This is a genomic window from Helicobacter felis ATCC 49179 (assembly GCF_000200595.1).
Taxonomy (GTDB): Bacteria; Campylobacterota; Campylobacteria; order Campylobacterales; family Helicobacteraceae; genus Helicobacter; species Helicobacter felis.
This window is the reverse complement of the sequence record NC_014810.2, coordinates 1,226,110-1,238,902: the sequence shown is the minus strand read 5'-3', so window position 1 is coordinate 1,238,902 and position 12,793 is coordinate 1,226,110. Positions and strand designations below refer to the sequence as shown.

Here is a 12,793-nt window from a genome sequence, read left to right as displayed (position 1 = left end):
TCTTAGCCTAATTCATAGCCCGCGTCTAAAATCGCCTCTTCAATCGCCTCTGCACTAGCAGGCGCGCTAAATTCTACTTGCACGCTTTGCTTGTCTAAATCCACTCCAATATAACTCACCCCTTCCAACTCTCCGACAAACTTTTCAATCTTATCCACACAATGCTGGCAGGTCATGCCCTTAACTGGAATGTCTATTTTCATGCGATCCCCTAATTTTAAAATGCGCTCCCCTGAGCCTTTGGGCGTTGAGCACCACGCTCACACTGCTCAAACTCATGGCCAAACTCGCCAACATGGGATTAAACATAATGCCCAACTTGTAAGCCACTCCGCAGGCTAGCGGAATTGCTATGCTATTATAGCAAAATGCCCAAAAGAGATTTTGTTTAATATTGGCGATTGTGAGCGCGCTAAGTTTCATCGCACTCACCACCGATTGGATGTCATTATTAAAACTCACCACATCGGCCACCTCTAAGCTCGCATCGCTCCCCTTAGCCATCACCACCCCCACATCGCTTAAAGCCAAGCTAGGCGCGTCATTAACTCCATCTCCGACCATCATCACCACTTTCCCCTGCGCCTTAAGCTCTTGAATGACCTTTAATTTGTCCTCCGGTTTAGCTTGTGCGTGGTAGTCTTGAATGCCTAGCTGTGTGGCAAGAGCGCGCACATTTTCTAGATTATCGCCACTTAAAAGAGTGGTTTTGACTCCTAAAGCCTTGAGTTCAGAGATAGCTTCTTTGCTCCCCTCTTTAAGACTATCTGCCAACACCACCACGCCTAAAATCTGTGTTTCTGTGCCCACAAAGACCTGAATACCCTCTAAAGTCCCAAAAGGATTTGGCAGATTAAAAAACTCCAAATTCCCCGCTTTGATGATCTGATCACCAACCACCCCCTTAATCCCAAAGCCGGGTTTAGCCTGCACTTCTTGCACCTCTTGCAAAGCGATTCCTTGTTCTTTAGCATGGGCTACAATGCCCTTAGCAATAACATGCTCGCTTTGTGCCTCCAAGCTTGCGCACAAGGTTAATAACTCTAGTCTGTCAACCCCTTCTGCAACGCGCACCTCTTGCACAAGAGGCGTGCCTAAAGTGAGAGTGCCAGTCTTATCAAAGATGACATGATTGACATTTTTAGCCTTTTCCAAACTCACCGCGTCTTTAAAAAATAATCCTAATAAACTCGCCTCTTTTTGAGCAACTAGCAAAGCCATCGGGGTAGCTAGCCCCAAAGCACAGGGGCAAGAAATCACTAAGATGGCAATAAACACTTCTAAGGCGCGTGTAAAATCCCCTAGAACTAACCACACCAAAAAAGCTATGCTAGCAATGCCTATGACTATGGGCACAAAAACTCCGGCTACTTTGTCAGCCAAGCGCGCGATGGGGGCTTTAGAACCCTGAGCTTTGGCAATGAGGGTTAAAATTTTGGCTAAAGTGCTTTGAGCTTTTGTGTGTGTGGCGCGCATCTGAAAGGTGGTCGTGGTGTTAAGAGTGCCCGCAAATAAATCCATTCCCTCTTTTTTATACACGGGCAGACTCTCTCCACTGAGCATAGATTCATCCACTTCAGCCTCCCCTTTAAAAAGCACGCCATCTACAGGAATATAACTTCCGGGCAAAATCTGTAAAATATCTCCCTTTTGCAAACTCTCAAGGGGCACTTCTACACTCTGCCCATTTTCTATTTTAAGCGCGTTGAGGCTTTGGTGGCGCATTAAGCTTTGCATCGCCTCTAGGGCTTTGTCTTTAGAATTTTCCTCCACGCGCTTGCCCGCCATCACAAAGAGCAAGATCACGCACACACTCTCAAAATAATACCCCTCTATGGGCGCGTGTGTGTAGGCCCTAAAAAGCAAGACAAGACTATACAGCAAGGCTGCACTTGTGCCTAAGGCAATGAGGCTGTCCATATTGGGTTGGCGCGCCCATAATGCCTTGAAGCCATGCACATAGAAATTGCGCCCCATGTGCATAACCATCAGGCTTAACACAAGTTGCACAATGCCATTAATAAAGGGATTTTTTAAAAAGGAGGGCAGGGGCAATAGAGGAGCAAACATGGAAAGAGCTAACACGCCTAGAGTGCCCAATAAAACCAAAGCTAGTTTGACATTTGGGGTTAAAAAAGAAGGGTTTAAAAACGTGTTGGGTGTGTCTGTAGCTACGCGAGGTTGGTAACCTAACTTTTCAATTTGCTTAAACACATCCTCTAGGCTAGCTTGATTTTCATCATAAACAACAAAGGCTTTTTTACTAATGAGGTCTACTCCCACCTCTTGGACAAATTTTTTACGCCCCAAAGCGCGTTCAATACCACTAGAGCACGCGCTACAAGTCATGCCCTCTATGTAAAATTGTGCTTTGGTCATTTAGGATTATGTTTAAAGATGATCTTAGTCATCAAGAAAAACCAGCGGATAATCCCATAAAACAGGTAACAGAACATGAAAGTGCCTAAAACTTCTAGTGGGCGCACAAAGAGCAGGAGCAAGAAAAAGACAAGCAAAACAAAGAGTTTTAAATTCCAGCGCACTTTTTTAAAGTTAGGATAACGGACATTGCTCACCATCATCACACCCAAAAAGACGATATAAACCAAAAAGAATTTGCCCCATCCTGCGTGCAAAATGCTGTATTTGGTGTCAATAAGCACCCCTAGCACCACTAACACCGCCGCGCTAGGAATGGGAATACCGATAAAAGAATAGGGGTCTGTGGTCTGCGTGGTTACATTAAAGCGCGCTAGGCGGATCGCTCCAAAAATCACAAAGAGCGCACAAGCTGCCATGCCCAAACGCCCGTAAAGATGCCCCACATAAAAATAAGCAATGAGGCTTGGTGCGACCCCAAAAGCGACCACATCGGCCAAAGAGTCAAATTCCAAGCCAAATTTGCTCGTAGTGTTGGTCAGTCTTGCGATGCGCCCATCCAACCCATCTAACACCAAACTGCCTACGACCAGCCAACATGCCATAATAAATTCCCCATGCGAAGCGTAAAGCATCGCCATCACGCCCAAAAAAATACTACTCGCCGTGAAAAGATTGGGGAAGAGGTAGAGCGGTTTCACTAGCTAGCGTGCTCTTCCAGGGGCACTAAGCGCGTTTGCAAATTATGACTAACTTCATATTCGCTGATGATCTCACGCACGCGCTCGCCCGTGATCACCTCTTTTTCAAAGAGTTCGTTCACCATCACCTCGATCGCGTCCTTATAGTCGCTCAAGGTCTGCTTGACATGGACATAGCGTTCTTCTAAGAGATTTTTAATAAACGAGTCCATCTCTTCAGCCATTTTTTCGCTAAACTCGCGTCCGCTTCCAAAGCCCCCGCCCAAAAACGAATTGCGTTGTTTTTCTAGCACCATCAACCCACTCACATCGCTCATGCCATAGTAGCTCACCATGCCCTTGATAATGTCTGTAGCGCGCTCCAAATCATTGCTCGCTCCCGTAGAGATCTCTTGCAAAAAGACATCTTCTGCTGCGCGTCCGCCCAATAAAACATCGATTTCAGCGATGAGTTCGTGTTTTTGCATGAGGTATTTGTTCTCTTCGGGGGTGTTGAGAGTATAACCTAGTGCTGCCATCCCTCTAGGAATGATAGAAACTTTATTGACCCGTGCCGAGCCCTTAGTCATCTCAGAGATGACCGCATGCCCGCTCTCATGGTAAGCGACAATCTTTTTCTCTTTGGGAGAAATGCGCCGACTCTTTTTCTCCAAGCCCGCAATGCCCCGCTCGACCGCTTCTTTTAAATGCTGTTGTTTGACTTCTTTTTGATTATTGCGCCCCGCTAGTAACGCAGCCTCATTGATGATATTAGCTAAATCCGCCCCGGCTAGCCCGGCGGTGAGTTTGGCGATTTCTTGTAAATCCACATCATTAGCCAATTTCACGGGCTTGATATGCACCTTTAAAATTTCTACCCGCCCCTTAAAATCGGGCTTATCAACCAAAACTTGGCGATCAAAACGCCCCGGTCTAAGCAATGCAGGGTCTAAAATCTCAGGGCGGTTGGTAGCGGCTAGCACAATCACGGGGGCGTTTTCTGAACCAAAGCCATCCATTTCAGCTAAAAGCTGGTTTAGGGTTTGTTCGCGCTCGTCATTCCCACTAATCATCCCCCCAGCCGCGCGACTCTTGCCAATGGCATCGATTTCATCGATGAAAATAATGCTAGGAGCTTCTTTTTTGGCAATGTCAAAGAGATCGCGCACGCGACTAGCCCCTAGACCTACAAACATTTCAATAAAACTACTCCCGCCCATAGAAAAGAAAGGCACGCTCGCCTCGCCGGCTACGGCTTTGGCTAGCAAGGTTTTACCGGTCCCGGGAGGTCCCACCAAAAGCACGCCCTTAGGAATTTTTGCCCCCAAAGAGGCATAGCGGTCGGGGTATTTGAGAAAATCCACAATCTCTACAACTTCTTCTTTAGCCTCTTCATTGCCTGCCATGTCATTGAAGCGCACTTTGGGCTTTTCAGCATTGATGAGCTTTTTAGAACTACCCATGCCAAAAATCCCCCCACCCATGTTTTTTTGCATCCGGCTTGCCATGAACATCCATAAGCCCAAAATCACCAAAACGGGCAAGAGCCAGCCCAAAATATCGGCAAAGAAATTGGACTCGCTAAAGCCTGAATAGTTGATCTTTTGGCTATCCAAGAGGGGCACTAAGGAAAGATCGGGCACGCGTTTAGCTACATAAATAGTTTTATTATTGCCCTCCTTACTGATAGCCTTAATAAGGGTTTGCCCAATGCTCACGCTATCTACTTCTTTTTTCTCAATGAGTTCTTTCATCTCGTGATAACTAATGTTCTTGGTGCTCGTAGAGAGAAAGCGATCACCAAAACCCTCATCTGAGTTCATCACCCGCATCGCAACAAAAATAATAATCCCAAAAATAGCAATCAGGAGTAGAGGATTTTGCAAAAGAGGCTTTTTAGAATTGGGGTCGTTTGGACCCTTGTGATTATTGTCCATAGAGATTCCTTATATTTGTTCCATGCGCTCTAGGCGTAGACACACCCACTCGTTCCGATTCAGGCATTCTAACACTCTAAAGCCCTCTGTATAAATTTCTAAAATTGTTTCCTTTTTAGATTCTAAAATTCCAGATAAAAAGATTAGCGTCCCTTCAGTGCTGACTTCTAACACTGCCGGATAGAGGTCTGCGATCACCTCAGGAATAATATTGATGGTGATCAAATCATAGGAGATGGGTTTGAGAATTTGCTCCATAGAGCCATGCCAAATACGATCTAGGGCCAATCCATTTTGGGCAAAATTCTTAGTGCTTTCTGTAATGGCCAACATATCTGTATCGCACGCGTGGACTGTTGCTCCCAGTTTCGCTAATGCTAAACTTAAAATTCCACTCCCACAACCCACATCTAAGGCTAACTTGCCTTTCAAATGCGGGAGGAGCGACAACATTTCTAATACCATCGCGCTGCTCTCATGTCTTCCCGTGCCAAATGCTAGAGCAGGATCAAGAATGATGGTATTTTCATCGCTTGAAGTCGATACCCAACTTGGCACAATGTGGAATTTACCGCAGGTGATAGGGGTTGTGTTCTCCTGATAGGTTTTAATCCAATCTAAAAGATCATGGGTGCTAGTGTGGTGATAAACCCCTATATGTTTTTGCTCAGTTCTTTGGGTGAGTGTCTTGCAAAATGAACGCAAACTCTGCAACAAAGGCGCAGGATCCTTGCTAGAATAAACAATAAAGGCTTGCTCAGGCACACCATCAGAACTACCCAAGCAGTCAAAATCCATGTCTTCAAGCGCGCTGAAAGACACTTCTTCAATTGCCTCTTGGGTGGTAGAGAGCAAGAAGTCAGCAAAAAGATCAGGGTATTTTGTGGGGGCGACAATGGTTTTGAAATAAATATCTCTCAAGCGTACCCCATGTTATCAGTCATTAGTCCCTAAAACGACTTCTAATTTTTCTTTAAGCACTTGGGGCGTGAAGGGTTTGACGATGTAGTTATTCACGCCCGCCTTTAAGGCTGTGATGACCTCCGCCTTGCCCCCTTCTGTGGTGATCATGATAATAGGCAGGTCCTTAAAACGCCCATCTGAGCGTACTTTTTTTACTAGGTCCAGGCCATTCATCTCAGGCATATTCCAATCCGTGATCAGTACCCCTGTGGTATCATTAGCATCTAGCTTCCCCCAAGCTTCTACCCCGTGCTCGGCTTCCATAATGTCCTCATAGCCCAAGCGTTGCAAGGTGTTTTTAATGATCCTTCTCATGGTAGAACTATCATCCACAACTAAAATTTTCAATCTCGCTCCTTGGTCAGCTTAGTCACATCGGCGCATGTTAGCATATTTAACTAACGCCTATCTTTAAAGGTGATTCTACCCTTAAAGACTAAAGGTGTGCAAGACCCCTACAACCCGCCCCAAAATGATAATCTCTTCTAAACTCTGTAGAATAATGGGCTTATAAGCTGGGTTATCGCTAATCAAAGAAACCTCCGGTCGCTTGCTGATTCGTTTGACATAGTATTCTCCTCCTAAATCTATGACATACACCGCACCTTCATAGCAACTGCCATCGTTTTGGAACAGCAAAAGGTCCCCCTCTTTAATAAGAGGCTCCATAGAATTGCCCATCGCCTGCAAAAGACCCAAATGCTCAGTGGAAACAATGCCAAAATGCCTTTTGAGAAAAGACTTGCTTTGAGGTAGAAAGGTCATATTACTATTATCATCATCAATCTTATCCCGTCTTATATGAGCTTTGACATCTTTGATATAGGGCACCATCACGACATCCTCAACCTTGCGATGCGTAGAAGTGAAAAAGTGCAGATCGGTATTGAGGGCATTAGCAAGTTTTTCTAAAGTATCTAAGGTAATGTTGCTTTTTTGCTCGCTCTCATAACGCTTGATGCTTTGCAAACTCACACCACATTTGAGCGCTAATTCCTCCTGTGTTAAGTTATTGGCATTTCTAAGTTGTTTAAGTTTTTCTTTAAGCATAGGAAAAACCTCCTTTTCAAAATTTTATACTTGTTGGCCTATACAATAGGATCGCTAAGATATGGTTAAAATGTGGCATCAGTGGCTTACCATATCTGCTATCTTGCTTATTTTTCACTCAAAACATAACTTGACAAATCGTAGAACTTTAGGTTATAATCGGGGTTTGTTACAAGGCGGGGCGTGGCGCAGCCTGGTAGCGCACTTGGTTTGGGACCAAGGGGTCGAAGGTTCGAATCCTTTCGCCCCGACCATTCGGCGTGGCGTTAGTTTATGGTGGGTGTAGCTCAGTTGGTTAGAGCACCAGATTGTGGTCCTGGGGGTCGTGGGTTCAAGCCCCATCATCCACCCCATATACATCAACTAAACACTCCCCATTAAAGTTTCTTTGCGCTTGTAGCTCAATTGGATAGAGCACCAGACTTCGGATCTGGGGGTTAGGGGTTCGACTCCCTTCAAGCGTACCATGCGCTTGTAGCTCAGCTGGATAGAGCAACGGCCTTCTAAGCCGTAGGCCGCAGGTTCAAGTCCTGCCAAGCGCACCACTTGTTACAAATCCGCACTCCCATGCACTTCTTTAGCGCACCCCAAAAGAACCTATTAACCTAAGTATTTTATACTCGAGAGTCTGCTTATTACACTTTTTTTGGAGTCAAAATGCCAACTCAGATACCCTCTGCCGATCTCATCAAATCTGCCCTCAATCTTGCCACAACCCTGCAAACCAAAATCAGCGATCATCTCAGCCATGAGGAAAAAAGTTTCCACAATAAAATGCAAAAACTTTTAGACAATCCCACAAATAAAGTCATGCTCATTGAGTTGCTAGATCGATCTTTTCGTTGCCAAAACAACCAAGCCCGCTTCAATCTCATTGAGTACACGCTTAAAAAATACGGTATTGCAGATTTCTTTAGTAGTTTTGAAAAATTTCTCCTCATGGGTTTTTTGTGCGTAGGCAAATTCACCCCCTCTATGAGCGTGCCCTTTTTTGTGGATAAAATCCGCAACAACACTAAGGCAATGGTTTTAGATGAAAGGAGCGATGCTCTCAAAAGCGTGATCGAACAACGAGAAGGCGAAAATATCACTCTAAATATCAACCTCATTGGTGAAGAGGTGCTTGGCGAATCAGAAGCGGCCTATCGCATGCACAAATACCAAGAGGCGATCAAATCTAGCTATATCAAATACATCTCTATCAAGATCACCACGATTTTTTCTCAAATTTATCATATTGATTTTGCCCATTCTAAAGCAGAAGTGGTCAAACGCCTAGACACCCTCTATGCCCTAGCCTTAGAGCAAAAAGAACAGCATGGCGTAGAAAAATTTATCAATTTGGATATGGAGGAGTTTAAGGACTTAGAACTCACGATTGCCGCCTTTATGGAGTCTATTGCCAAATTTCCTATCAGTGCCGGGATCGTCTTGCAGGCTTATATCCCGGATTCTTACCACCATCTCCAAACTTTACTCGCCTTTTCTAAAGAAAGGGTACTAAACGATCTGCCTCCTATTAAAATCCGTTTTGTGAAGGGGGCGAATATGGAAAATGAGGAGACGATCGCCTCACTCAAGGGTTGGGAATTGCCCACATTTTCTAGCAAACAAGACACGGACTCTAATTACAATAAAATGTTAGAGTATGTTTTGAGCGATGAGAATTATAAGTATATCCATATTGGCATCGCCTCGCACAATATTTTTGAAATCGCCTATGCCTACACCCGTATCCACGCGCTCAACGATCCTATTGCTTTAGAACATTTTAGTTTTGAGATGTTGGAGGGGATGAGTTTCCAAGCAAGCCGTGAACTCAAAGAGATGCATAAACTTATTCTTTATGCGCCCGTGTGCGATGCGGAGCACTTTAATAACGCGATTGCCTATTTGGTGCGCCGCCTAGATGAAAACACTGCTCCGGATAACTTTATGAAAGCCTTTTTTAATCTACAAGTCGGCTCACAAGCGTGGAAGGATCAAGAAGATCGTTTCTTAAAAAGCTTAAAAGGCATAGAAACCCTAGATAACCGCACCCGCCGCACCCAAGATCGCAACACTACCCCCACAGGCAAAAGCACTTACCCCAATCATCCCTTTGTCAATGAAAGCGACACAGATTTTACTCTCAAGGCTAATCGCGAGTGGGCGCAAAAAATCGTGGATAAAACGCGCAACGCCCCCCCCATTGAACTTGCCCCCGTTGTGGGCAAGGTGTGGTCTACTCAAGGGCTCAAGCGTTACGATGTTTCTGATAAGATCATGTACAAAAAAATCGCCTCTGTGTTTTTGGCCGATACCAACGCTATGCAAGAGGCCCTTAATTTGGCCCAAAAAAGTGCTTTTTCTAGTTTAAGTCTCCATGAAATCCATAACCTTTTAAGCCAAGTGGCTCAAAAATTTAGAGAAAGGCGTGGGGAGCTTGTGGGGTTGTGCGCCTTAGAAGTAGGAAAAACCTTTGCTGAAAGCGATGCGGAGGTGAGCGAGGCGATTGACTTTTTAGAATTTTACCCCCACAGCTTGCAAACCCTCTTAGAAGAATATCCCCATGTGAGTTTCAAACCCAAAGGAGTGGGCGTTGTGGTGGCTCCTTGGAATTTCCCAGTGGGGATTTCTGTAGGCAGTATCGCTAGCGCGTTAGCTGGGGGTAACTGCGTGATCTACAAACCCTCTAGTTTGAGTATGGTCGTGGGGTATCGTTTGTGTGAGTGTTTTTGGGATGCAGGGATACCCAGAGACGCGCTCATGTATTTGCCATGCAGGGGAGCGGATTTGAGCGCGCATCTCTTGGGTGATCCGGGTGTGCGTTTTGCTATTTTAACCGGCTCTGAGGACACGGCTTATGAAATGCTCAAAGCTAACCCTACCTTGCATTTAAGCGCAGAAACGGGGGGTAAAAACGCCACCATTGTTACAAAAATGGCAGATAGAGAACAAGCCGTTAAAAATATCATCCATTCTGCTTTTGGCAATTCTGGACAAAAATGTTCGGCGACTTCTCTACTCATCTTAGAAGAAGAGGTTTATGAGGATCAGAATTTTAAGAAAATGCTCGTGGACGCGACCAAATCTATGAGTGTGGGCGATCCACTGGATCTGTATAACAAGATTGGCACTTTAGCCTCCCCCCCCAGTCCCAAAGTGCAAAAGGCATTGCATAATTTAGAGCCCCATGAGGAATGGGTGCTCAAACCTGAATTTATCCAAGACAAACCTCATCTAATGAAACCCTGTATTAAATACGGCACACGCCCGGGGGATTACACCTATAGCACGGAATTATTTGTGCCCCTGCTCTCCGTGATGAAAGCTAAGGATTTAAAAGAGGCGGTAACTCTAGCCAATGGCACAGGTTATGGCTTGACTGGAGGCTTAGAATCTTTAGATGAGCGCGAATGGGAGTATTTTCAAGAAAATATCCAAGTGGGCAATGCCTATATCAATAAGCCCACCACAGGGGCGATTGTTCTACGCCAACCCTTTGGAGGGATTAAAAAATCTGCAGTGGGCTTAGGGCGCAAGGTGGGTAGTTACAATTACGCCTTGCAATTTGTCCATATTGAAGAAAACACGCCCCCAATTCCTGTAGAGGGGGCACATCTCCCCTTTATCCAAGCCTTAGAGGCCTGCCTAGACTCTCAAGAGAGCGCGCAGATTATTCTTAATCTTGCCCACAATTATGCCCATTATGTTAGTCATTTTAATACGCGCCATGAATTTGTCCACATTAGAGGAGAAGAAAATTGGTTTAGCTACACCAAAGTTGCTAATGTTGCCTACCGCATTACGCCTCAAGATGGTTTATTGGAACTCTTTAGCGTGCTTTTAGCCACAGCTATTTGCAATATTCCTCTAACCATCAGTGTAGATAACCCCCCTAGTAACCCCCATTTTAAACTTTTCTCAACATGCATAGAGAGCATGCAACATCTCTTTAAGCCCACAATAATTTATGAAGATTTGGACGCCTTTGCTGCCAAAGTAGGCGACTTCACACGGGTGCGCTATTTTGCCCCCGGCCCCGATCCTCTCTATGAAGCTAGCAGCACTTTAGGGGTGGTATTGGCCAACGCTAAACCTCTGTATTGTGGGCGTTTTGAGCTGCTTAATTACCATTTAGAAAAATCTGTCAGCATCTCTTACCATCGCTATGGCAATTTGGGCGCGCGGGGTTTACAAAATAAGGGCACGCATGCACATTAGTTATCAAATTTTTGTTGTTTTCGTGCTCTATTCAGCCTTAATGCTTTACATCGGGTTTTATTTTTATCGCAAGAACGAAACTACTGAGGATTACTTTCTAGGGGATCGCTCTATGGGCCCTGTGATCAGCGCGCTGAGTGCGGGAGCGAGTGATATGAGCGGGTGGCTACTCATGGGCTTGCCCGGGGCGTTGTATGTGGGCGGGTTGGTCAATAGCCATATTGCCATAGGGCTTACCATCGGAGCGTTTATCAACTGGTCTTTAGTGGCAAAGAGATTGCGCGTTTATACTAGTGTGATCGCCAACTCTATCACTATCCCCGATTATTTTGAAACCCGTTTTAGCGATGACAAGCACATCTTACGCTTCATCTCCGCGATTGTGATTTTGATCTTTTTTACCTTTTATGTTTCCTCTGGGTTAGTGAGTGGGGCAAAACTCTTTGAGGCCACTTTTGGAGTGGAATACACCCATGCCCTCGTGGTCGGCACTCTCATCATTGTTACCTACACTTTTTTGGGGGGTTACAAAGCCGTTTGTTGGACCGATCTTATTCAAGGTTTACTAATGATGGGTGCGCTCATTGTCGTGCCCTGCATGATGCTCTATCATTTGGGGGGCTTTGGGGCGGGTTTTGCAGAGATTGCCAAAATCAAACCGGAGAATCTCACCTTTTTACAAGGGACTTCTGCTGTAGCGGTGATCTCTAGCCTAGCTTGGGGCTTGGGTTATTTTGGCCAACCCCATATCTTGGTGCGCTTTATGTCTATTCGCTCTATCAAGGAAATCCCACAAGCAACCGCCATCGGGATTGGGTGGATGGCCATCAGTTTAGCTGGGTCTTGCTTAATTGGACTATTAGGCGTGGCTTATGTGGCCAAGTTTCATCTTAACCTTGCCGATCCAGAAAAAATTTTCATCCACATGAGCGCGACTCTTTTTAACCCTTGGGTAAGTGGAGTGCTCTTAAGCGCGATTTTAGCCGCTGTGATGAGCACAGCTAGCTCACAACTTTTAGTAAGTTCTTCTACCATTGCTGAGGATTTTTACTCTAAAGTCTTTAACAAACAAGCCCCGGTTAAAGTGGTGATGATAGTGAGTCGCGCTTCGGTGTTGGCGGTCGCCTGTGTGGCCTTTTTCATCTCTACCGATCGCAACGCTAGCGTGCTTAAGATTGTCTCTTACGCGTGGGCAGGCTTTGGGGCAAGTTTTGGCACGGTGATTCTTTTTTCTCTCTTTTGGGAGCGCATGACAAGGCTTGGGGCAATCATGGGGATGATCTTTGGGGCTAGCACGGTGATTTTGTATGATCAATTCGGTAAAGGATTTTTAGACATCTATGAGATCGTGCCCGGCTTTATCGCTAGTTCGATCGCCATTGTAGTTTTTAGCCTGTTAAGTTCTGTGCGTCCGGGCACTAAGGACGCGTTTAATCGCATGCTTGAAGAGATCAAAAAGGGTTAAATTTAAAGCCACATGTTTTTTAAAAAAAACTTGAGCGTGGCAGTTCTTGAGCATATAGCCTTTAAAGAGAGAATCAAGGCAGGCAAGGGAGTACAAAAAGGTAGCCAAGATCG

Annotated in this window: 9 protein-coding genes and 4 tRNA genes; 6 read left to right on the top strand and 7 right to left on the bottom strand. The window is 45.3% G+C overall.

The features are described 5' to 3' along the window. Positions 1 to 2: 2 nt before the first annotated feature. From copP to HFELIS_RS06265, 7 genes are all read right to left on the bottom strand, one after another. Positions 3 to 203 (bottom strand): copper-binding metallochaperone CopP, encoded by a 201-nt coding sequence (gene copP / locus HFELIS_RS06295; protein WP_013469708.1) that lies wholly within the window; start codon positions 201 to 203, stop codon positions 3 to 5. Next, entirely contained in the window at positions 181 to 2,379 is a 2,199-nt protein-coding gene (gene copA, locus HFELIS_RS06290; RefSeq protein WP_013469707.1) for a copper-translocating P-type ATPase CopA, read from the bottom strand. The genes copP and copA overlap by 23 nt, the downstream gene beginning before the upstream one ends. Beyond that, the gene (pssA, locus tag HFELIS_RS06285; RefSeq protein WP_013469706.1) at positions 2,376 to 3,080 is read right to left on the bottom strand and encodes a CDP-diacylglycerol--serine O-phosphatidyltransferase; all 705 of its coding nucleotides are present in this window, start codon (positions 3,078 to 3,080) and stop codon (positions 2,376 to 2,378) included. The genes copA and pssA overlap by 4 nt, the downstream gene beginning before the upstream one ends. Beyond that, positions 3,080 to 4,996 (bottom strand): ATP-dependent zinc metalloprotease FtsH, encoded by a 1,917-nt coding sequence (gene ftsH / locus HFELIS_RS06280; protein ID WP_013469705.1) that lies wholly within the window; start codon positions 4,994 to 4,996, stop codon positions 3,080 to 3,082. Before ftsH ends, pssA begins: the two co-directional genes overlap by 1 nt. Positions 4,997 to 5,005: 9 nt before the next feature. Continuing rightward, complete coding sequence (gene prmA / locus HFELIS_RS06275; protein ID WP_013469704.1) at positions 5,006 to 5,917, bottom strand: 50S ribosomal protein L11 methyltransferase; 912 nt, start codon at positions 5,915 to 5,917, stop codon at positions 5,006 to 5,008. 15 nt (positions 5,918 to 5,932) lie between these two features. Further along, positions 5,933 to 6,307 carry a chemotaxis response regulator CheY gene (locus tag HFELIS_RS06270; RefSeq protein ID WP_013469703.1) on the bottom strand — a complete coding sequence of 125 codons (375 nt, stop codon included), beginning with the start codon at positions 6,305 to 6,307 and terminating at the stop codon, positions 5,933 to 5,935. Positions 6,308 to 6,388: 81 nt separating this feature from the next. Then, positions 6,389 to 7,009 carry an XRE family transcriptional regulator gene (locus tag HFELIS_RS06265; protein WP_013469702.1) on the bottom strand — a complete coding sequence of 207 codons (621 nt, stop codon included), beginning with the start codon at positions 7,007 to 7,009 and terminating at the stop codon, positions 6,389 to 6,391. Between the two features lie 177 nt (positions 7,010 to 7,186). Here HFELIS_RS06265 and HFELIS_RS06260 point away from each other — a divergent pair. The 6 genes from HFELIS_RS06260 (at position 7,187) to putP (ending at position 12,680) form a co-directional block, all read left to right on the top strand. Beyond that, a tRNA-Pro gene (locus HFELIS_RS06260) sits at positions 7,187 to 7,263 on the top strand. Positions 7,264 to 7,285: 22 nt separating this feature from the next. Then, positions 7,286 to 7,362, top strand: a tRNA-His gene (locus tag HFELIS_RS06255). A gap of 37 nt (positions 7,363 to 7,399) precedes the next feature. Further along, a tRNA-Arg gene (locus HFELIS_RS06250) sits at positions 7,400 to 7,476 on the top strand. A gap of 1 nt (position 7,477) precedes the next feature. Then, positions 7,478 to 7,554: transfer RNA gene (locus HFELIS_RS06245), tRNA-Arg, on the top strand. Between the two features lie 112 nt (positions 7,555 to 7,666). Further along, positions 7,667 to 11,215, top strand: a complete 3,549-nt coding sequence (locus HFELIS_RS06240) for a bifunctional proline dehydrogenase/L-glutamate gamma-semialdehyde dehydrogenase (protein WP_013469699.1) — start codon at positions 7,667 to 7,669, stop codon at positions 11,213 to 11,215. Beyond that, positions 11,205 to 12,680, top strand: a complete 1,476-nt coding sequence (gene putP, locus HFELIS_RS06235; RefSeq protein ID WP_013469698.1) for a sodium/proline symporter PutP — start codon at positions 11,205 to 11,207, stop codon at positions 12,678 to 12,680. The genes HFELIS_RS06240 and putP overlap by 11 nt, the downstream gene beginning before the upstream one ends. Positions 12,681 to 12,793: the final 113 nt, after the last annotated feature.